We start from the raw sequence: 22,157 nt of genomic DNA, 5'->3' as shown, positions 1-22,157 counted from the left end.
ATTTCCTCCTTTACATGTGAATGGCTAGCCCTTCAACTGCTAATGCCGCTTCACTGAACGCTTCAGATAATGTCGGGTGAGGATGAATTGCCGAGGATATTTCCCAAGGAATTGCATTCATCACCATCGCTAAGCCTGCTTCAGAAATTAGATCCGTTACATGCGAGCCCATCATATGAACACCGATAATATCATCCGTCTGCTGATCTACGATGAGTTTCACAAAACCATCCGCATGACCGTTAACCAACGCTTTGCCGTTTGCTTTGAACGGGAATTTTCCGATCTTCACCTCAAACCCTCGATCTTTCGCTTGTTGCTCGGTCAAGCCAACTGCCGCAGTTTCCGGGTAGGAGTAGACACAACGTGGTACTAGATCGTAATCAATCGGATCTAGCTGTTTTCCTGCTATATGTTCGATCGCATGCAATCCTTCATGTTCCGCTACATGCGCCAATTGAAGGCCGCCAATTACATCACCGATTGCATAAATATGATCGTCTTTTGTTTGATAATGCGCATTCGTTTGAATCGAACCCTTTTCGACTTGAATATCGGTGTTTTGTAAACCGATGTCATTGATAACTGGAGCGCGTCCAACAGACACCAACATCTTCTCGCTCGTGATGGACTGTTCATCATCACCTAACTTATAAGAAATCGTGACCTCATTGTCATTTTTCTGCAACGACTGCGTCAAAATTTCTGCACCTAATATGAACTTTACACCGCGTTTTTTGAGTGCTTTATACATGGCAACAGCAACTTCATGATCTTCTGTTGCCAATATCTGCTCTAGACGATCCATGACTGTTACATCCACACCGAAATCTACTAGCATAGAAGCCCACTCGATACCAATTACACCGCCACCAATAATCGTAATCGAAGATGGAAGCGCATTCATTAATAAAGCTCCGTCGGATGTCATTACAGACGACTCATCTACTTCGAGTCCAGGTAATGATCTCGGTTTTGATCCAGTAGCAATCACGAGATTTTTTAGAATCAATATTTCATTTTCATTACCATTATCCATTTCCACGGAAATAGTTCCAGGCATTGGAGAGAAAATAGAAGCTCCTAGTATTCTACCTGTCCCCTGATAGACATCGATTTTACCTTTTTTCATCAACCCTTCAATACCTGCATGTAATTGATCGACGATTTTCCCTTTACGTTTTTGTACTTGTGAGAAATCCAATGTGACATCTCCCGTATTCACGCCGAACTCATTCGCTTCTTGACGTGTTACACGATAGACTTCCGCACTTTTTAGCATCGCTTTACTCGGGATACACCCGCTATGCAAACATGTACCGCCAAGTTTGGATTTTTCTACAATTGCTGTTGTCAAACCTAATTGAGCCGCGCGAATGGCTGCTACATATCCACCAGTTCCGCCACCTAATATCACTACGTCATATTCTTTACTCAACGTAAAGGACTCCCTTCGCTTACAGTATTCAAATAATTTTAGACAGGCGAGTGTAGCGGTGGACAGATGACCCTGCCTACCGCTATGACTCATCTACTAAATTATTTATTTGATATAATACTTTTTTCATTACGCAAGAATGTACTTCTCGTTGCACCAACTCTTGCAATTCGCTCTTCTGCCAAACGGTCTGCAGCTTGGTAGGATGGAATGCCGTCTCGTTTTGAGATAGCGAAAATCTTTAGGATCGTATCGTAAATGCCTTCTACTCGCTTCAGTGCACGCTCTTTATTGTAACCAATCAATTCGTCCGCCACATTGATGACTCCACCTGAGTTGATCACGTAGTCTGGAGCGTAGACGATACCCATTTCATGCAAGCGATCGCCATGTTCTGGTTCCTTCAATTGGTTATTAGCAGAACCCGCAACGACTTTTACTTTCAATTGTGGAATCGTTTCATCGTTGATCACTGCACCTAGAGCACATGGAGCAAAGATGTCTGCTTCTTGTGAGTAAATTGCATCCGTCGCAACAGCCGTTGCCCCGAACGCTTCTACTGCACGTTCTACTGCTGCTTCATTGATATCCGTAACAATCAATTTTGCGCCTTCTTCATGCAAGTATTCGCAAAGTGTATAGGCAACATTTCCAACACCTTGAACCGCAACGGTTTTACCGTCAAGTGAATCATCACCGAATGCTTCTTTCGCAGCCGCTTTCATTCCTTTATAAATACCGAGTGCAGTAACCGGGGAAGGGTTTCCTGACGTACCTTCTCCTGAAGAGATACCTGTAACAAAATTTGTTTCCAAATGGATTAAGTCCATATCATATTCAGTAGTCCCAACATCTTCCGCTGTAATATAACGTCCGTTTAGCCCTTCTATGTAACGACCCAAGGCGCGGAACAGTTCATCGTTCTTATCCGTTTTCGGATCTCCGATTATAACTGTCTTGCCGCCACCAAGATTCAAACCTGCTGCAGCGTTCTTGTACGTCATTCCTTTAGCTAGTCTCAATGCATCTTCAATCGCATTTTCTTCGCTAGCATACGTCCACATGCGGGCGCCACCAAGTGCCGGTCCTAGTGTCGTGTCGTGAATTGCGATAACCGCTTTCAATCCAGATGTCTTGTCATAACAAAGCACCAGTTGCTCATAGTCGTGATCTTCCATGTACGTAAACAATTCCATAAGTATCCCTCCAGGCTAGTAAAAGATTATAAAGATTCATGCGTATGGTACTGATTCTAAATTTCTCACGACGAAAATGCAAATTTGACACATTTTGGCTATTGCTTTCGCTGCGAGTTTTGTAAACAATCTACCTATATCGTACATGATGGCAGAGTCCTTGACAATCCATGACCACACGGTAAAATTAAATTGGTAAGGGGTTGAAGGATATGGTACGTCTTGCTGCGTTTATTGTACTGTTGATTCCAGGGATTGCAGCGGCCCTAGGAATAAAATTAATGCGAGATTCATTGTTTGGGCATCTTTTTTCGCCATTCCCATTCATTTGGATGCAATTTTTAGGCGGTTTCATACTTTTCGCCGGAGGTCTGGGATTCTTTGCAGGCTTTTTATTACGCCGAGACCGCCGATCTGGACGGGCAGCTGACAGATTTAAAAAAGACTTGAAATAAAAGGGCCAAGGTACACTACCTTGATCCTTTTATTTTTTTGCGTACACGCTTCGGATAATCCGTAATCCAACCTGTCACTTCGGGGGTATCAGATAAAAAAGATTCCGCCCCAGTTACCCCGTACATTCGTAATATCTTACCACTTTCGAGCAATTGACGTTTAAACGGATCTTTCCACAATCGCTTATGAAAATGAAAGGCATCGACGTCATATACATCAAGATTTTGCCAATCAATCGTTTTTTTTCTAAGCAATAATGCGGTTTCCATATCCGAGTCCAGCTCTTTTACCATCCGCATCGTCTCATAATCAAACGAAGAAAGATGTACGGTAGATAGCGGTTCAACGTAATGTAAAATTTGCTCAAGCGCAGCAACTTGCCCATACACCGTTTCTTTTAATTCGACATTAAGCGCCAAATTATGTTCAGAACAGAAAGAAACCACATCAAATAAAACAGGTATGGTATGACCAAACATTCGCCTGTAACTGTTCTTACCAATTTTGATGTGCTGCAGTTCCTTTGATGTCAATTGATCAATATGCTGATCAATTCCGGCGAGACGTGCTAATTCATTGTCGTGAATAACAACTAACTGTCCGTCGCTCGTTTGTTGCACGTCTAATTCGATTCCATCCGCACCTTTTTGCACAGCCCCTAAAAAAGCACGCATCGTATTTTCAAAATAATGTCCAGACGCACCACGGTGGGCAAATATTTTACTCTCAGACATTTAATACTCCTTCGCTCGTTAGTTCGAAAACACCTTTTGTCACACGACTCAACATACTAGTTTTATTGCCTATTACAAGATGGACACCCGGATGGGCTTCGCGCGTGATTTCAATTGTAGGTGCGCTAGCCACTTGCACAAGTTGCAATTTTTTTTTGATCGTCTGATCAAGCGATACAATTCCTTGCTGTTTAGCAAGCAATGTCTTTTCTAGCATATTCAACTGTCCAGCGGGAAGACTTGCATTGACGCTCTTCAATTTATCTAGCGTCTGCTCAATTTTCTTCAGTTCCGCATGCTCCGCTTTAAGTTTTTCCGCAAGGCGTTGAATTTCTTCGAGCTCCAGTTCTTTATTTACTCCTTTGACGATCAGTTTCGTCAAACGTTCGTGGCTATTGCCAACTGTTGCACATTCGATGGAAAACATCGCTTCCGCCACGCCACCGATGATTCGACCTTTATGTTTATCGATACAAATATGATCACCGTATAATTCAGATCCAAGTGAATAGAGACCGATATTGACTCGTTCCCCGTAGATTTTACAGTTATTCGCATGTTTTACGAAAACGTTTTTCTTCGCTTTAATAATGGTTTCTCCTCCACCAAACACGCCGCCTTTAATATAGACATCGCCTTCTTCAGAGTAGATTTCTTTAGCATTTGTTATACCTTCTTTTCCTTCGATAGAAATATCCCCTGTCGCATTGACAGAAAAGCCGGCAGAAACTGTTCCCATCACACGCACTGAACCATCAAACGTAATCGATCCCGTTTTCGTACCTACGTCGTCCGGAATGATCAATTGCTTGCCGACACTGATGGCGCCGTTCAGTTCTTCGAGTGCACCGCCATGCAAAGCGCGTAAGACCATTTTGCCATCTTCCTCAAACTCCCCGACCGATTTTCGATCATAGACCAGTTTAATGTCCTCACCTTTTTTAGCCGCTATCGGTTCACCAAAGACATTATAGCCTTCGAGCCCCTCTTGAGCAGGCGTTTTTTCACCCAACCATTCATCTTTCACAATCGGCGTCACGAAATTCAACTCATAATGGTCGACAGAGCCGTCATCTCGAAGAATAGGTTTGCGATCTGGCATCGCAATATACTCGACCCGTGCACTTTCCCCTTGAATAGGTTCTTTACCTACCGCAATAATAATTGGATTACTTGGGAGATAGGCCAAATTCAATAGACTTTCTTTGTCGTAGCGAATTTCTCGCTGATCGAGCATTTCTTCCGCCTGTTTCAGAAACTGCTCTTTATTAGCAAGAAACTCTTCGTTTGTTGCATGAATATACAATTCTACCTTCATTTTACTAGGTGATATATATACTTCACAAGGAGCGGAGTACGACCCAATATCATGCTGGCCTTCCGTTTGAAGAGCTTTCATCAGCTCCTTGAATGAATTCAGTTTCAATCTAGGAATATCAGAAGCCAGCGCGTCAAATGACTTTAGCGGATATCCTACTTTTTTCGTGTTCATGATAATTTTATTATTTTCTTCTCGAAGTTCAAAATATTCATTTTCAACTAACAACGAAATCCCTCCCTCTTTAATTACTAGTATAGAAGATTGCAAAGCACTAGAGGTAGCTCTTTTTGTGATTACAACGCGTAAATAAGCATTTTCTCACAGCATTCTCCGATTTTCATATCGTGCAAAGTAAAAACTGACTTTATCCCTATGGTATGTCTATTGCATTGTTTATACATACATCGTTAGCGCAAAGTATGTCCAACAACACATGAGGTAAAGTGATGGAATGAGCGGTTATACAACCTGTATGAGCGCTTGGAGTTGAATATAGAGCGGACGCCAATGAAGTATGAGCGCTTACGGGAAGTTAAGAGCGGTGGCAGAAAAAGTATGATCACTTACACGAATTAATGAGCGCAAATGAATTAGCATTCACATTATTCACTTTTCCAACTAATAAACGAAACAACCAGAACGCGTCCGCCAAGACCGTGCTCCTTAACGTATCCTACTTTACCTATGTACAAACGAAAACCAACTAATACACCCGATTAGTTGGTTTGCATACACTCTTTATCCTTTTATCACGTCAATCAGCTCACCATATGCTCTAAACGGATCTTGTCCGCGATCATGGCGATGAACTCGCTATTCGTCGGCTTGCTTTTTAGATGATGGACTGTATAGCCGAACGTCTTCGAAATCAAATCGTAATTCCCACGGTTCCACGCCACCTCGATCGCATGGCGAATTGCACGTTCCACACGGGATGGAGTGGTATTATACTTTTTCGCAATATCCGGATACAGAATCTTCGTAACCGATCCAAGCAACTCTACATCACTATAGACCATCTGAATTCCTTCGCGTAAAAACGCATAGCCTTTAATATGAGCAGGCACGCCGATTTCTTTGATCATCGATGTAATTGCCGTATCAAGTACTTTCTGAGTAACAACGCCTGTCTGTTGGGCTGACTCCTGCACGACAAAAGAAGGCGCCGTATTTTTTGGTTTTCCGGCTGCTTTAAAGATTTGCCCGATCAAGCGGTCAAATTCAAATGGCTTCAACATGAAGTACGAAGCGCCAAGGTTTGCGGCTTGCGACATAACGTTTTCCTGTCCAAAAGCCGTCAACATCATGATTTGCATATTCCCCATATTATTCGTTTCATTCAGGGTCTCTAATACTCCAATACCATCAAGATGCGGCATAATAATATCCAACAATAAAATATCTGGACGCTCTTCTTCTAACATCGTCAAGCACACTTGCCCATTATTCGCTGTCCAAATCACTTCTATTTCATCGTGCTTCTCAAAATATGACACCATCGTTTTCACTAGTTCTTTATTATCGTCAACTATTGCTACTTTTACATTTTCCATTACACATTCCCCCTGATTTAAGATCGGACATCGATTTCTTTCTCCCGCTGTTTCTCTCCTATTATCGTAAGTCATATATTTGGTGATTTCTACATTTACTTAAAGATTCACGCAAAATGATACTTCTGAACGATGCTTTCTACCTATTTCGACTTTATTCCCTTTTCTTTGTATCGAACACCTATACGAAAAAGCAGCCTGTGCACTTTACACAGGCTGCTTTTTCACTTCTCATTCGTTCTCATCGTCTTTAGGAAAAGCGCGGCCCCTTTTTCCGGCTCATCCACGAACATATGCGTGATAGCACCGACGAACTTGCCATTCTGGATCACAGGACTACCACTCATACCTTGCAGGATCCCGCCCGTCTTACTCAGCAGTTTCTGGTCAGTCAATAGGATGTGGAATTGTTCTTCTTCTATCTTCGTAATTTGGATGGTGAATTTCTCTACAGTGGACCCTTCCACTGTAGTATAAATTTCTGCAGGTCCGATCATCAATTCAAACGGCTGCATAATTTCGAGCGGTTCGGCCAACACTTTATTATAAGCGTTTTTCCAATGACCAAATATTCCATACACATTATTGATTTGAATATTTCCAAGAAATTTATTCTGATCAATAATAGAGGAGATTTTATAACCCGGAATCCCTGGAGAACTCTTCTTGATCTGGCTGATTTCAGATAAATAAATCGCGCCTTTTTCAAAAGATGGAGCAGATTGTAACGTACTATCAATAATTTGATGCCCTAACGCACCATACGTGCCACTTTCCGGGTCGACATATGTCAAAGTCCCAGTACCTTCCGTTCGATCCTTCAGAAAGGGCGTGACGCGCTTAATGAGCGACTTATCTGCTTCAATGGTTTCTTGCTTCCCATTACGCAAAACGTCAAGTATCATCGTAGCGCTGTCTTTTTGCAAAGCCCGTTCGAATTGAACGAGTTGCTTCGTATCCGTACCGTTCAACTGGCGAATTATATCACCTTTTTTTAACCATTCCTGCTGACCTACCTTGACGTCACTCGTTACATAAATACCACTTAAATCCATTTGTATTCCAATGGAGTCACCCATCGGAATGAGCGTTTCTTCATTTGCTAATGATATTCCAGGCACAAGGCAGAGCATCAGGACGAGTGCTAAAAGCGTCTTGAAAGATTTATTCCATCCCATGTTTCACCTCCTCAACGAAAGATACCTTTGGTATGTCCTTTCGAAGAGAAAGTATGAAAGGGTAAAATAAACAGTACCCTTTCCCATGGAAAACGTTGTGAATTCATACTTTATTTACGGAATTCCTTTTTGCGTTGATCAGCTAAAACCAAAAGTTCTTCAGCATGCTGAAGAGTCAACGTCGTAATTTCTGCACCCGAAAGCATGCGTGATAATTCTTCCGTACGTTCTGTTTTCATCACATCATGAATCGCCGTAGTTGTACGGCCATCATGCACTTCTTTTTTGATGAGGTAATGATGATCTGCCATTGCGGCCACTTGAGGTAAATGCGAAATACATAGTACTTGAGAGTGGCTGGAGATCATAGAAATTTTTTCCGCAATAGACTGTGCTACGCGCCCACTAACTCCGGTATCGACTTCATCGAAAATAATTGATGTGACACCTTGATGTTGAGAAAAAATCGTTTTTAGTGCCAGCATCATTCGAGATAATTCGCCACCAGACGCCACTCGTACTAAAGGTTTAAGCGGTTCACCCAAGTTTGTGGAAATCATAAATACCACTTCATCAAATCCGTTGGCATCGAATTGACGAGGTTGTTTTTGGTGAATTTGCACTTTGAAGGTGGCCTTTTCCATGTACAACTGCTTCAACTGCTCTTCAATTCCTTTTTCAAGAGAAAGAGCCGCTTTTTTTCGGATAATTGATAATTCATTTGCTTCTATTTCAAGGTCTTCTACGTATTGTGCCAATAATTCTTGGTTTTGATGCAATCTTTCGTCACGATTGACCAATTGATCAAGTGCGTCAGCAATTTTATCGCGATAAATCAAAATATCTTCTAGTGATTTCCCATACTTTCGCTTCAATGTTAAAAACAAGGCTAATCGATCCTCGACAAATTCCAAACGATCTGGTTGGAATTCCATACCATCAATCATCCTTTTTAAATCATGTGAAACGTCTTGAAGCGCGTAAAACGAAGAATTAACTGTTTCAGACATCGTTTTAAGATCTTCATCGATCGAAGCTGCTTCTTCGAGATCACTCATCGAATTACCAACCCAATCGAGTCCATGCGACTCTAAAGACAATGCTTCATATGAAGTATTCAAGCGATCAAATAACCGATTAAAATGCTGCAGCTTTACAAGTTCAGACTCCAATTCCTCTTCTTCACCGATCCGTAAATTCGCTGCATCGATTTCTTCTAATTGGAATTTGTACAAATCGATTTTCTGCGCAATTTGCTGTTCATCTTGCGTTTTAGCCGCAATGAGTTGTTGGAGTTTTTTATATTTATCATATAACTCGGTATATGTTGCCATCGCACGTTCAATCGGCTCACCAATAAAGAAATCAAGCAAATGAATATGACGCTTTTCATTCATTAATTCTTGGTTTTCGTGTTGTCCATGGATATCGATCAACAATGCGCCGATCTCACGCAATATAGCAATTGTTACGAGTTTCCCATTGACGCGACAAACGGATTTCCCGCTGGCACTAATATCCCGGCGTAAAATCACAATACCTTCTTCTGTATCAATGCCAAATTCAGTCAACTTCCCCATCACATTTTCAATATTTTTATCGATCGTGAAAAGTCCCTGAAGCTCAGCTTTTTTCGCACCGTGGCGAATGAATTCCTGTGAACCACGGCCGCCAGCGAGTAGCTGGACAGCATCAATAATAATGGACTTCCCAGCACCCGTTTCGCCAGTCAGCACCGTTAGACCATCGTCAAACGCGATTTCAAGTTGTTCAATAATAGCAAAGTTTTTAATAGAAAGTTCGCTTAACAAAGAAATCCTCACCTCGCTTATAGCATTGATAATAATTTATCTTTTACGTATTCTGTTTGAGATTCTTCACGACAAATGATCAAACATGTATCGTCACCACAAATCGTTCCAAGCATTTCATCCCAGTCCAAGTTGTCAACTAGTGATCCAACCGCTTGCGCATTACCGGGAAGCGTTTTCAACATAATAAAATGACTGGCACTATCGATGCCAACGAACGCATCTTCTAACATCCGCTTCAATTTTTCTTCCGTATTATAGCGATGAATAGGAGGGAGACTGTATTTATAATTACCTGAAGGTGAAGGTACTTTAATCAAGTGCATTTCTTTAATATCACGCGAAACCGTTGCTTGCGTGACATCGGCCCCAGCAGCTTTCAAACTTTCGACCAGCTGATCTTGTGTTTCTATTTCACTATTCGTAATGATCTCTCTAATTCGTAGATGTCGTTGTCCTTTATTCAATTTTATTCACTCCGATTCTGTTGAGTCCATAAACAAAATTATACTAATCATCTAAAAAACGCGCAACTCATTGCGCGTTATGTTAAATCAGTATGTGCCTGTTTGACTAATTGTTTGAAATCTTCCGTTGTAAAATCAGTGATCGCTCCGTCTTCAGCTACTAAGTAATACAAGAACTCAATATTGCCTTCTCCACCTGTAACAGGCGAGTACGTAGCACCTTTAACGGAAAATCCTTCCGCCACTGCCATCGCAGCGATTTTTTCCAACACTTCTAGATGTATTGCTGGATCTCGAACAATACCTTTTTTACCGACTTTATCTTTTCCCGCTTCAAATTGAGGCTTCACTAGCGCCACCACTTGACCACCCGGTACGATGATGTTTTTTAATGCGGGTAAAATCAACGCTAACGAGATGAATGAAACGTCGATCGTAGCGACTTCCGGTAATCCTTCAGTAAACAAATCGACAGTCGCATGACGGAAATTCTGTCGCTCCATCACGGTCACTTGTTCATGCTGACGAATTTTCCAAGCGAGTTGATTATAGCCAACATCCAATGCGTAGCAATGTTTCGCGCTGTTTTGCAATGCACAATCCGTAAAGCCACCCGTCGAAGCGCCAATATCTAGAACAATCTTTTCTTTCACAGAAATAGGAAAAGACCCTAACGCCTTTTCCAGTTTCAAGCCACCACGACTTACATATTTAATCGCAGGGCCTTTTACAGTCAATGGGGCATCTACTGCAATTTTTTCTCCTGCCTTTTCAATTCTTGCAGTATCGGAGTAAACAAGCCCCGCCATGATGGATCGTTTTGCTTGTTCACGGGATTCAGTCAATCCACGCTCTACCAGCAACAAATCCACTCTTTCTTTTTTCACAGATGTACTCATACTTTCGCTCTTTCTGCCGCTTGCTGAATAGCCGCTGCTGTCACTTCCGCCACGTGATCAGGTGTCATATGGATTTCGACAAGTAGTTTATCGACACTACCGTGTTCAATGAATTCATCCGGAATACCGATTCTTTCGAAAATCGTGCCCGTATGACCTACTTGTTCTGCATACTCCAATACTCCACTGCCGAAGCCTCCTGCCAGAACAGCTTCTTCGATCGTAATAATCGGTTTACCTTTAGCAAATAGCTCATCCAATAAATTCGTATCCATCGGTTTAATGAAACGCGCATTGACAATCGCGACATTTTTGCCTTGTGATTTCAATTGTTCAGCAGCCGAAAATGCCATGGGAATCGTCGTCCCGAACGTCAAAATCGTTGCATCTTCACCTTCTTGCAATACTTCCCATGTACCGATCGGAATCGTATGAAGCGCTTCGTCCATTGGAACGCCATAGCCATTGCCACGTGGGAATCGAAGTGCAATCGGACCTTCATCATAATCGATGGCTGTCTTCACCATATGTTGGCCTTCATTCTCATCTTTCGGCATCATAATGACTAAGTTCGGCAAATGACGCAGGAATGCGATATCAAATACACCATGATGTGTTTCTCCATCTGCTCCTACAAGTCCTGAACGGTCAATGCCGATAAAGACATTGAGCTTCTGGCGCGTAATATCATGCAACATCTGATCGTATGCACGTTGCAAGAATGTCGAATAAATTGCAAGGAATGGTTTCATTCCAGTTGCTGCAAGTCCCGCAGCCATAGTGGTCGCATGTTGTTCCGCAATTCCAACATCGAAGAAACGATCTGGGAATTCCGCTGCAAATGATTCAAGTTTCGACCCTACAGGCATAGCAGGTGTGATCGCGACAATACGTCGATCCTCTCGCGCAAGCTTGCGTACCGTTTCAGAAACCAAAGCACTCCAAGCAGGGCCATCTACAGGGGATTTCACAAAATCTCCAGTTTCAATCTTATAAGGTCCTGTACCATGCCATGTACCGATTTTATCTAACTCCGCAGGGCTATAGCCTTTTCCTTTTTTCGTAATCACATGAAGTAATACCGGCCCTTCCATTTTCTTCGCATATTGAAGAGAACGCTCCAATTCCACAAAGTCATGGCCGTCAACCGGTCCTAAGTACGTGAAGCCAAGCTCCTCAAAGAAGACCCCGTTTACCACTAAATATTTCAAACTGTCTTTGACACGTTCGGCAGCCGTTGCGACTCTACCGCCTACAGCTGGAATTTTACGTAAAATGAATTCCAGTTCATCTTTTACGTTATTGTACTTGCCAGCTGTACGTAATTTCCCGAGAATCGAGTGCAATGCCCCAACATTTGGTGCAATAGACATTTCATTATCATTTAGAATGACTGTCAGATTCGTCTTCTCATGTCCGATATGGTTCAATGCCTCTAGTGCCATACCGCCCGTCAACGCACCATCGCCAATAATCGGGATGACAAAACTTTTTTCTTTTTTAATATCTCGCGCAACAGCCATTCCCATAGCCGCTGACAAAGATGTCGAACTATGGCCGGTTTCCCATACATCGTGTATGCTCTCCGCCATCTTCGGAAATCCGCTCAATCCTTTATATTTTCTAAGAGTATCAAACTCGCCAGCTCGGCCTGTAAGAATTTTATGGACATATGACTGATGTCCTACATCCCATAAAAATTTGTCGGTTGGACTGTCGAAAATTTTATGCAACGCAATCGTCAATTCGACAACACCCAGATTCGGTCCGATATGCCCGCCAGTAACCGATAAATTTTCAATTAGAAAATGACGAATATCTGCCGCCAGTGATTCTAACTGTTCTTTATCGAGCTCTTTTATAAAAGATGGATTGGTAATCTTTGTTAGATCCATCATGATCACACACCTTCATCAAGTAAGTAGGTCTTTCTATTTGCACGTTCGCACTATTTCTTGTTCATTAGCCCAAGTAGTTGCTGTTTGTTTTCTACATTATAACAGTAACAACGTGCGACACAAATATAACGGTTCCAAATTACATATTTCGCTCAATAATGTAATCTGCTAACAATTGCAACATAGACTCCCCTAAGCCGATGGACTGCAACGCATGTAAAGCTTCTTCATGTCGTGCTTTTAATTGCTCACGAGCCCCATCTAACCCTAGCAATGAAGGATACGTCGACTTTTCGCTTGAAGTATCACTGTTCGCTGTCTTGCCTAGCTGTTCAGTAGTTGCTGTCACATCCAAAATATCATCTTGAATTTGGAACGCCAAGCCAATATTGTGGGAGAATCGGCGGAGTTGCTCTCGCTGCTCATCAGTAGCCTGTGCTAACACAGCACCTGCTTCAATACAGTATGAGAGTAATGCCCCCGTTTTATGAATATGGACTTCTTCCAATTCTGCTAAAGGCAATAATTGCTGTTCGCCTTTCATATCGAGTACTTGTCCCTTGACCATCCCTTGTGCGCCAGAAGCCTTCGCCAATAATCCGACAAGTTCAATAGCTGCCGCGGGTGGTGTCTCCCGAAGATCTGCAAGCGCTTGAAATGCCATTGCCTGCATCGCATCTCCCGAAAGCGTCGCTACATCCTCACCGTACACTTTATGATTAGTAGGTTTTCCTCGTCTAAAATCATCATTATCCATGCACGGTAAATCGTCATGGATCAATGAATATGTATGTATCAATTCAACAGATGACGCCACTTTTACTGCATCGACCGAATCCTTTTTCATATCAAATAAAACAGCCATAACCAATAACGGACGAATTCGTTTGCCCCCTGCTTCTACGGAATACATCATGGATTCGTGTAAAACGTCAGGAATGTCAGACTTCGCTAGTTGGTTCGTCAATTCGCGTTCAATTTCAGGAATCATTTCATCGACAAATGCTTGTAGTTTTTCATTCATTCGGCTCACCTACCGTTGGATCAAATTGGGATTCGTTACCTTCTTGGTCAATCATCCGAATCAATTGTTTTTCTGCATTTTGCAATTTCTTCTGGCAATAAGCTGAGAGCTCCATTCCTTGTTTATACAACGTGATTGTATCATCCAAAGGCGCTTCACCAGCCTCCAACTTCTGTACAATTTCTTCTAATTGGTGCATTGCTTGCTCGAATTGCATATTTTTATCTTCTGCCATTCTTACTCGACCTCCTTTGGAATGATTTCTTCTACTATAGTGGAAATAGATCCGTCCGCTAGTTGAAGCGTCACGTGATCTCCGTTCGCTACATCTTTGATCGATTTAATGACTTCATGATTTTTATAACCGATTGAAAAACCTCTTTCCATTACTTGTAACGGATTCAAGGCTTGCATCATGCGCATCAGTGCCACAAAATGTTGCTGCCGCTGTTGAATAGTGTGTTCTGCAGCACGATTTAAACGCATTTCCAATTGCTTCGTCTGTTGCTGTTCGAGCTGGATGCGTCGAATCGGTGTGTAGTACTGAAAACCTGCAAATAAGCGATCGTAGTTCATCCGTTTTCCCTGAACGACTGCCTCACTGCTACGTTGCAGGCGATCTTCGAGGTTGTCGAGCTTCTCGATGAAAGGCCGATATAACCTTTCCGGATATTGTAGCGGATAGGCAGCTTGAGCTGTTTCTAAACGCTTGTTCAACTGTTTAATTACGGTCTGGACCGCCAGATAAATCGAACGTTGCTGATTTTTCAAGTGTTGGAATAATTGAAGCTGATCCGGCACAGCCATTTCTGCTGCTGCCGTCGGAGTCGGTGCACGTAAATCCGCCACAAAATCTGCAATTGTCGTATCGGTTTCATGTCCGACTGCACTGATGATCGGAATCCGACTTGTGAAAATAGCACGTGCTACGTCTTCTTCATTAAATGCCCACAGATCTTCAATGGAACCTCCGCCTCGACCCACTATCAATACATCGACATTCGCCATATGGTTCGCTTGTTCAATCGCTTTGACAATCGAAGGAACTGCTGTGCGACCTTGTACGAGAGCCGGGAAAAGATACATCTCTGCCATTGGAAATCGTCTATTGATCGTAGAGTACATATCACGCAGCGCAGCACCAGATTCGGCTGTAATCAGGCCGATTCGTTGAGGTACTTGCGGAATAGATTGCTTGAATCTTTCTTCAAACAATCCTTCTTGCTGAAGCTTCTTTTTCAACTGTTCAAAAGCTAGATACAGCGCCCCGATACCGTCCGGCTCCATTGTTTGTACATAAAGCTGGTACGATCCTGCCGTTTCAAACACCGTCACATCCCCTGTGATCAGTACATTCATACCATTTTCAGGCTTAAATTGAAGTGTATTGGAACGGGAACGGAACATGGCCGCCTGAATTCTCGTTTTATCGTCTTTCAATGTAAAATAAATATGTCCCGACGGATGCAGCTTAACGTTCGACAATTCCCCTTTTACATAAACGTTTCGTAAATGTGGATCTGCATCAAATTTTCGTTTGACATATTTCGTCAGCGCTTGAACGGTTAAAAAAGTTGGATTGGACATGTTTCCATCACCTGCCCTTTTATGTATAAAGAGGCGCTCATGATGAGCGTCTCTCGTTTAGAATTACTTATTTTCCGTACGTGCTTTTAATTTTTTCTCCGCACTTTCGACGGTATTTTTCAATAACATCGTAATCGTCATGGGACCTACTCCACCTGGCACCGGGGTGATAGCACTAGCCTGCTTCTCCGCTGATTCATAATCAACGTCTCCACATAGCTTACCGTTTTCATCACGGTTCATACCGACATCAATGACTACTGCGCCTTCTTTGATGTAATCCCCTGTGATGAATTTAGCTATACCAATTGCGACGATTAAGATATCCGCTTGTTGCGTGAATTTCTTCAAATCTTTTGTACGGGAATGACAATACGTTACCGTTGCATCTTTTTGCAAAAGAAGTTGCCCCATCGGTTTTCCTACGATATTACTTCTACCGATAATCACTGCGTGTTTGCCTGCGATATCTACGTTGGAACGTTCAAGCAACTGCATGATACCGTATGGTGTACATGGCAAGAAAGTTTCTTGACCGATCAACATTTTCCCGACATTCATCGGATGGAATCCATCGACGTCTTTCTCAGGGCTAATCGCGCGGATGACTTTGTTTTCATCAATATGTTTTGGCAAAGGCAATTGCACCAAAATACCGTCGATCGTATCGTCTTCATTGAGTTTCTCCACTTCAGCTAGAAGATCTTCTTCCGATACTGTTTCCGGCAATTTGGTAAGCACAGATTTCATCCCCGCTTCCTTGCTGGACTTCTCTTTGTTTTTCACATACGTCTCAGATGCTGGATTTTCTCCAACTAAAATAACAGCCAGTCCAGGTTGAACTCCTTGTGCGACTAAAGAAGCGACTTCTTCTTTTAATTCATTCCGGATTTCCCGTCCTATTGCTTTGCCATCAATCTTTTTACTAGACATGATTTTCCCACCAAACTTTTTTTATTTGTAATGAAAGTTTATCGAGCTCAAACTTGCTACTAGTAGGGACGATTTCAGTTATTGGAATTTAGAAAGTACTCCATTAACAAACCGGCCTGACTTTTCGTCACCAAACGTCTTACATAGCTCAATCGCTTCGTTCATGATGACCCGATTCGGAACTTCTTCGTTATGAAGTAGTTCATAGACAGCCAATCGCAATACTGTTCTATCGATCTTTGGCAATCTGTCGATGGTCCAGTTTTCCAATTTATTTGTGATTTCACTGTCGATTTCTGTCAGGTGTTCCGCTGTGCCTCGAACTAGTTGTTCATAGAATGAATCCAGTGGTGCTTCCACAATATAACCGATCGCTTCGTCCACATTCATCTCACTATTGTCCAGCTGAAACAGTGTTTGAATTGCTTTTTCACGTGCTTCTCGTCGTTTCATAATTGTTATCTCCTCTACCGCTCATCTTCAAAACCTAATGATAGCACAAAACGCAGGAAAACAACTAGTGGAATCCGGCGATTTTATGTCATCAGTTTGCATTTTCGGTCAATAAGTTCATAAATATTTAAACAAGGGGTAGTTGATAAAGTTGGAAGCATCGTTATCCATGTTTTAGAAGAACACTTTCTTATAGACTTTTGCACTGTCAATCACTTTTTTATTGAAGTGTAAATTGTTAATAACTGGTGAAGGCAATGTCCGTTTCGCTCATAAATCCGTCCAAGCGCTCATAGTCCATGCGAATCCGCTCTATCACCTCTTCCAACCGCTCTATCAAAGCCCGCACCCGCTCATAACTTTACATCAAGCGCTCTATCACTACCTGTATCCGCTCATTACCCACCGCATCCGAATTCATCTTAACCTATATCTCAAAATAAAATCCAACACCACTATCAAATTCATTTCCACTACAAAAAAACCGAAGACCCACCTATTAGTAGGCGGGTCTTCGGCTATAATGTCATTCACTAAGTCCTGCTCAGTCTTCGAAATGAATGCCAGTTATATGGACATTCACTTCATGCGTTTGAAGCGAAGTCATATTCAAAATCGCTTGGCGAATTTCATTTTGAATTTTCGCTGCAATCGTAGGAATGGAATGGCCATACTCGATAATGCAATACACATCGATTTTCAATCCTTCGTCTGCCCATTCGGTTTTTACACCTTTTCCGTACATCACTTTTCCCAATTTCTCCGCAACACCTGATGCGAAGTTCCCTTGGGTAGCAATCACTCCGTGTACTTCTGACGTGGCGATACCAATGATGACTTCGAGTACTTCAGGTGCCAGTTGAACTCGTCCGAGTGCGACATCTCCAGACGGTGTCATTCCGACAAACGATGCATTTGTTTTATCAGCCATTACACTTCTCCTCCAATTATTTCATGACGTCGTACTTTTCTAAGAACTTTGTATCAAAATCTCCAGACTGGAATATTTCGTCATTCATTAAGTTCGCGTGGAAAGGAATCGTCGTATGGACACCTTCGACTACGAACTCGTCTAATGCACGTTTCATCCGAGCGACCGCTTGCTCACGCGTATCCGCATGAACGATCAGCTTTGCGACCATCGAATCGTAAAACGGTGGAATCGTATAGCCTGGGTACACTGCTGAGTCAACACGTACACCAAAGCCGCCTGGTGGTAGATACATAGTTACTTTACCGGGTGAAGGCATGAAATTCTTTTCAGGATTTTCTGCATTGATCCGACATTCAATAGACCAACCATTGAACTGAATATCCTCTTGTTTAAACGCTAATTCTTCGCCTGCAGCTACTTTTAGCTGTTGTTGAATCAAGTCAATTCCTGTGATCATTTCTGTTACAGGGTGTTCAACTTGAATTCGTGTATTCATTTCCATGAAATAGAATTTTTGATTGATATGATCAAAAATAAATTCTACAGTACCTGCACCGCGATAGTTACACGCTTGAGCTGCTTTTACAGCCGCTTCACCCATTTCTGCGCGTAGTTCAGGAGTCAATGCAGGAGATGGAGCTTCCTCAACCAGTTTTTGCATACGGCGTTGAATAGAACAATCACGCTCACCTAAGTGAACCGTGTTACCGTATTTATCCGCTAGCACTTGAACTTCTACGTGACGGAATACTTCGATATACTTCTCAATATACACGCCCGGGTTACCGAATGCCGCAGCAGCTTCTTTTTGTGTGATTTTAACACCTTTTACTAGCTCATCTTCATCACGTGCTACACGAATTCCTTTACCGCCACCACCAGCTGTTGCTTTGATGATAACCGGGAACCCAAGTTCTTTTGCAATTTCGAGTGCATGATCTGCGTCATCCACAATGCCGTCAGAACCAGGAACGATTGGAACTCCTGCAGATGCCATTGTATTACGCGCAACATCTTTTGTACCCATTTTAGAAATAGCCGCCGCTGTGGGTCCGATGAATTCGATATTTACTTCTTCACAAAGTTCAGCAAAGCTCGCGTTCTCTGCAAGGAAACCATAACCAGGATGGATCCCGTCACAGTCAGTTGCTTTCGCGGCACTGATGACGTTTGAGAAGTTCAGATAACTGTCTGTCGATAGACGTGGACCGATGCAAACTGATTCATCTGCTAGTTGCACATGTAACGCCTCTGCATCTGCTTCAGAATAGACCGCTACTGTTTTAATACCCATTTCTTTGCATGCACGAATAATGCGCACAGCAATTTCTCCACGGTTTGCAATTAATACTTTTTTCATTGGTTACTCCCCCTTAGTTTTCTCTAACAAGGAATAAAGGCTGTCCGTATTCCACAAGTTGACCGTCTTGCACTAAGATTTCAACGATTTCACCATTTACTTCTGATTCAATTTCGTTGAATAATTTCATTGCTTCTACGATACAAACGATGGATTCAGCCGTTACTTTATCACCAGTTTTAACGTACGCTTCTGCGTCTGGCGACGAAGCCTGATAGTATGTCCCAACCATAGGGGAAGTGATTTTGTGTAGTGTTTCGTCAGTTGCTACTTCAGCTACTGGCGCTGCTTGTGCTTCTGGTGCTGGTGCTGGTGTTACCGCAACAGGCGCTACTGGAGCTTGAACTGGAGCCGGCGCTGCTTGTGGTGTTTGCGGTGCTTCTGTAACCGTTGTCACGGCTTGTCCACCATTTTTCTCTAGTTTAATCTTCCCTCCATCTGATTCTAATGAGAACTTCTGGATGGATGATTGATCGATAAGCTTAATAATTTCTCGGATTTCTTGGATTTTCAACATATCTGATTCTCCTAACTAAATTTTCTTGCTATCGTATACTATGATAGTCGTTTTACAGTAAATATGGAATAGCAAAGACACAAATTATTCTATTATTCTTGAAAAATGCCCACTAGTTGCAAATTTTGTGACAATTTATTTGAAAAAACGACGATGTGTTATCCCATACCTTTAATAGGTTTACCTATAAGCGTGAAATTCACATTACACGCTGCACCTATTTCAAAACTTTAGTTATTCTATGTAAAAAAGGAAGCCACATGGACTTCCTTTTGTTGTTATTCTTTTGTTTCTGCAAAATCGACTTTGACAGTTTGCGCGCCATCCCAACTCGACATGACATACTGTGTAATTTCGTCCGCCATTTTCGGTGAGTGGCTTTCATTCGATAATACCGTTACGTTGACTCGATCGCCCTCTCCACGTACAAACACTTCTGGATAGCCAAGTGCTGCGATTTGCATCTCCATCAACGCTTCTGTCGAACTGACTTTTCGTAACTCAGCAATTTCGTTAAAAATTTCATTTTTCTCTTCAGCAGTAAAATCAGAAGATGTCATTTTCTCTGTCAACTGTTGCACTGTCTCACTGCGTTCATTACGTACTTCCATGCGCATATCCTGGAAAATATACGATTCAGCGAAGACCGGTTTCACTTCCTCCGACTTGCCTTCCTTTTCAAGTAGATTCGTTGCGTCCTTTGTTTCTTTCGTGAAGATCGCAATTCCATCAAATGGCATCGGCGCTTCCTTCTTCACGTAGTAGATTGAAATCACTGCGACTAGACTGAGTAATGTTAAAAACCAAACTGTTCGTTTATTGGCTTTCATGTTGATTCCCCCTTTTCTTCATTTCCACGATGACGATACGATGTTCAGGCAATTGTAGGACGTTGGCTAGGAGTTGTGAAAGTCCGTTTCGTATAGCCGGATTTTCTGCCCCTTCCGCTACGACGAGCAACCCTTGCAAAGGTGATTGGCTTTTCACAGCGGACGTGGCAGAGAAATAATTTGCTAACGGACTCTCTTCTTCTTTTTCATCGTAATGAAAATAAACTTTCACATCCCCTAACCCTTCCATTTGTTCAAGTGTTTCTTCAAGTGTTGACAGCATGCGCTTCTCTTCTTTTTTCTGTTTCTCCCCTCCTACATTCGCCGTACTGGTGATGTATAAAACGCTACACACCATAACCATCAAACCGATCATGATCAATCGGGGTTTCCCTGTGGGCTTTTCCAAGTTCCATCACCATCTCAACGTGAATTGACTAAAATGAATTCTACAGTTGCATAATATGTAGCGTCACAGTAACTTATGACTTGCGAATTGTAGAATATATTGCAAAATCCAAATGCCGATTGCCACTTTACACAAAGGAATGATCATTCTTTCCATTTCACGCCCCGCCAGTAACTGAATAATTAAGACTAGGACTACCAAGTTTGCTAACCCTACTAAAAATACTTCCATACATTCGCCTCATTTCCCGAACGTCATTAGTTTAATGAACGTCACAATGAAAATCGTTGTATAGATGAAAGCGAATGTCAGCAAAAATGAAATGGCGCATAAAACAAACAACGTACGACCGATATCATCCAGTAAACCGCACACTTCTTTTTGCGAAAATGGTTCAATGATTGCCGCTGTCCATCTAAATAAAAAGGCCATACAAAGAATCCTAACTGCCGGCAATAGCGCGATCGTCCAGATTGATACGAGCAGCCAAATACTCATATAAGCCGTGGCACCGGAAGAATAACGACCAATTGATCCAAGCGTATCCGTCAATAATGAACCGATGACAGGAATATTATTCTTGATCAGCTCTTTTAACGGCTCGTTCAAAGCGCCGTTCATCGTCCAAGACAACGCGCCACCCGCTGTAATAAAAATGGAATACGCTGCAACCATGGCAGAAACAAACGCAAGCAATGACGTACGCAATAAATCCGCCATCCGCGTGAAGGCAATTTCCGGCACCAATCGCGTAAAGATATCGAACAACAGCGCCGTTAATAACACCGGCAACAGGAACTTATCCGCAAACACGACAGCTCCTTGCGCAAATAACAGCATAGCGGGTTGGAAATTCAAGACGCCGAACGTGGCACCGGATGCCAAAATCATCGCAGCCATTAGTGGATACATTCCAAGGAATAATGAAGCAATCGTGTGCGTGATGACTTGGATTTGCTCGAAACTTTCCCTAGCCGGCTCAATCAGCAATACTAAAATAAGGATCAGTAACAGAAACCTCGTCCACTTTTGAAACGTCGGAAGAAAGAAATCGACAAGAGAAGCGATAAGCAACATGATGAGCAACAAGAAAAATGGTCCGATGATACCCGCGATACTTTCCTGCAGAAAATTCAGCATAGATGTCTCGTCCATTCAT

At 42.4% G+C, this 22,157-nt stretch carries 23 protein-coding genes; 1 reads left to right on the top strand and 22 read right to left on the bottom strand.

The window, feature by feature from the left end:
• Positions 1-10: 10 nt before the first annotated feature.
• A complete protein-coding gene (gene lpdA / locus CSV73_RS02755) occupies positions 11-1,438 on the bottom strand; it encodes a dihydrolipoyl dehydrogenase (RefSeq protein WP_099626553.1) in 1,428 nt (475 codons plus the stop codon).
• 101 nt (positions 1,439-1,539) lie between these two features.
• Positions 1,540-2,634, bottom strand: a complete 1,095-nt coding sequence (locus CSV73_RS02750) for a Leu/Phe/Val dehydrogenase (RefSeq protein WP_085130516.1) — start codon at positions 2,632-2,634, stop codon at positions 1,540-1,542.
• Positions 2,635-2,846: 212 nt separating this feature from the next.
• On the opposite strand from CSV73_RS02750, the gene CSV73_RS02745 reads away from it, so the two are divergent.
• Positions 2,847-3,089, top strand: a complete 243-nt coding sequence (locus CSV73_RS02745; RefSeq protein WP_085130514.1) for a DUF2627 domain-containing protein — start codon at positions 2,847-2,849, stop codon at positions 3,087-3,089.
• 15 nt (positions 3,090-3,104) lie between these two features.
• Here CSV73_RS02745 and CSV73_RS02740 read toward each other — a convergent pair whose 3' ends face one another.
• The 20 genes from CSV73_RS02740 to CSV73_RS02650 form a co-directional block, all read right to left on the bottom strand.
• Complete coding sequence (locus tag CSV73_RS02740) at positions 3,105-3,824, bottom strand: glycerophosphodiester phosphodiesterase (protein ID WP_099626552.1); 720 nt, start codon at positions 3,822-3,824, stop codon at positions 3,105-3,107.
• Entirely contained in the window at positions 3,817-5,370 is a 1,554-nt protein-coding gene (locus tag CSV73_RS02735; protein WP_085130510.1) for a flagellar assembly protein A, read from the bottom strand. The genes CSV73_RS02740 and CSV73_RS02735 overlap by 8 nt, the downstream gene beginning before the upstream one ends.
• A gap of 533 nt (positions 5,371-5,903) precedes the next feature.
• Entirely contained in the window at positions 5,904-6,698 is a 795-nt protein-coding gene (gene spo0A, locus CSV73_RS02730) for a sporulation transcription factor Spo0A (protein WP_085130508.1), read from the bottom strand.
• 224 nt (positions 6,699-6,922) lie between these two features.
• Positions 6,923-7,876: a SpoIVB peptidase S55 domain-containing protein gene (locus CSV73_RS02725; RefSeq protein WP_085130506.1), complete on the bottom strand. Its 954-nt coding sequence runs from the start codon at positions 7,874-7,876 to the stop codon at positions 6,923-6,925.
• 110 nt (positions 7,877-7,986) lie between these two features.
• A complete protein-coding gene (recN, locus tag CSV73_RS02720; RefSeq protein ID WP_099626551.1) occupies positions 7,987-9,687 on the bottom strand; it encodes a DNA repair protein RecN in 1,701 nt (566 codons plus the stop codon).
• 17 nt (positions 9,688-9,704) lie between these two features.
• The gene (gene ahrC, locus CSV73_RS02715) at positions 9,705-10,154 is read right to left on the bottom strand and encodes a transcriptional regulator AhrC/ArgR (protein WP_085130502.1); all 450 of its coding nucleotides are present in this window, start codon (positions 10,152-10,154) and stop codon (positions 9,705-9,707) included.
• Positions 10,155-10,231: 77 nt separating this feature from the next.
• The gene (locus tag CSV73_RS02710) at positions 10,232-11,053 is read right to left on the bottom strand and encodes a TlyA family RNA methyltransferase (protein WP_099626550.1); all 822 of its coding nucleotides are present in this window, start codon (positions 11,051-11,053) and stop codon (positions 10,232-10,234) included.
• The gene (gene dxs / locus CSV73_RS02705; protein ID WP_085133511.1) at positions 11,050-12,948 is read right to left on the bottom strand and encodes a 1-deoxy-D-xylulose-5-phosphate synthase; all 1,899 of its coding nucleotides are present in this window, start codon (positions 12,946-12,948) and stop codon (positions 11,050-11,052) included. Before dxs ends, CSV73_RS02710 begins: the two co-directional genes overlap by 4 nt.
• A 142-nt stretch (positions 12,949-13,090) precedes the next feature.
• Positions 13,091-13,975: a polyprenyl synthetase family protein gene (locus tag CSV73_RS02700; RefSeq protein ID WP_099626549.1), complete on the bottom strand. Its 885-nt coding sequence runs from the start codon at positions 13,973-13,975 to the stop codon at positions 13,091-13,093.
• Positions 13,968-14,210, bottom strand: a complete 243-nt coding sequence (locus CSV73_RS02695; protein WP_085130496.1) for an exodeoxyribonuclease VII small subunit — start codon at positions 14,208-14,210, stop codon at positions 13,968-13,970. Before CSV73_RS02695 ends, CSV73_RS02700 begins: the two co-directional genes overlap by 8 nt.
• A gap of 2 nt (positions 14,211-14,212) precedes the next feature.
• Entirely contained in the window at positions 14,213-15,562 is a 1,350-nt protein-coding gene (gene xseA / locus CSV73_RS02690; RefSeq protein WP_085130494.1) for an exodeoxyribonuclease VII large subunit, read from the bottom strand.
• Positions 15,563-15,625: 63 nt separating this feature from the next.
• Positions 15,626-16,495 (bottom strand): bifunctional methylenetetrahydrofolate dehydrogenase/methenyltetrahydrofolate cyclohydrolase FolD, encoded by an 870-nt coding sequence (gene folD / locus CSV73_RS02685; RefSeq protein WP_099626548.1) that lies wholly within the window; start codon positions 16,493-16,495, stop codon positions 15,626-15,628.
• A 78-nt stretch (positions 16,496-16,573) separates the two neighbouring features.
• Positions 16,574-16,948 carry a transcription antitermination factor NusB gene (nusB, locus tag CSV73_RS02680; RefSeq protein ID WP_099626547.1) on the bottom strand — a complete coding sequence of 125 codons (375 nt, stop codon included), beginning with the start codon at positions 16,946-16,948 and terminating at the stop codon, positions 16,574-16,576.
• A gap of 544 nt (positions 16,949-17,492) precedes the next feature.
• Positions 17,493-17,879 carry an Asp23/Gls24 family envelope stress response protein gene (locus CSV73_RS02675; protein WP_085130488.1) on the bottom strand — a complete coding sequence of 129 codons (387 nt, stop codon included), beginning with the start codon at positions 17,877-17,879 and terminating at the stop codon, positions 17,493-17,495.
• A gap of 16 nt (positions 17,880-17,895) precedes the next feature.
• Complete coding sequence (gene accC / locus CSV73_RS02670; RefSeq protein WP_085130486.1) at positions 17,896-19,242, bottom strand: acetyl-CoA carboxylase biotin carboxylase subunit; 1,347 nt, start codon at positions 19,240-19,242, stop codon at positions 17,896-17,898.
• 13 nt (positions 19,243-19,255) lie between these two features.
• Entirely contained in the window at positions 19,256-19,759 is a 504-nt protein-coding gene (gene accB, locus CSV73_RS02665; RefSeq protein ID WP_085130484.1) for an acetyl-CoA carboxylase biotin carboxyl carrier protein, read from the bottom strand.
• Between the two features lie 278 nt (positions 19,760-20,037).
• Positions 20,038-20,589 carry a SpoIIIAH-like family protein gene (locus CSV73_RS02660; RefSeq protein ID WP_099626546.1) on the bottom strand — a complete coding sequence of 184 codons (552 nt, stop codon included), beginning with the start codon at positions 20,587-20,589 and terminating at the stop codon, positions 20,038-20,040.
• Positions 20,576-20,998 (bottom strand): hypothetical protein, encoded by a 423-nt coding sequence (locus CSV73_RS02655; protein ID WP_099626545.1) that lies wholly within the window; start codon positions 20,996-20,998, stop codon positions 20,576-20,578. The genes CSV73_RS02660 and CSV73_RS02655 overlap by 14 nt, the downstream gene beginning before the upstream one ends.
• Positions 20,999-21,061: 63 nt before the next feature.
• Complete coding sequence (locus CSV73_RS16405) at positions 21,062-21,229, bottom strand: hypothetical protein (RefSeq protein WP_157111208.1); 168 nt, start codon at positions 21,227-21,229, stop codon at positions 21,062-21,064.
• A gap of 9 nt (positions 21,230-21,238) precedes the next feature.
• Positions 21,239-22,138, bottom strand: coding sequence for a stage III sporulation protein AE (locus tag CSV73_RS02650; RefSeq protein ID WP_158232272.1), 900 nt, complete (start codon positions 22,136-22,138; stop codon positions 21,239-21,241).
• Positions 22,139-22,157 lie beyond the last annotated feature (19 nt).

This window comes from Sporosarcina sp. P1, from assembly GCF_002743155.1.
Classification (GTDB): domain Bacteria; phylum Bacillota; class Bacilli; order Bacillales_A; family Planococcaceae; genus Sporosarcina; species Sporosarcina ureae_B.
Note: the sequence above shows the minus strand (reverse complement) of the source record. Positions and strands in the feature narration are given on the sequence as shown.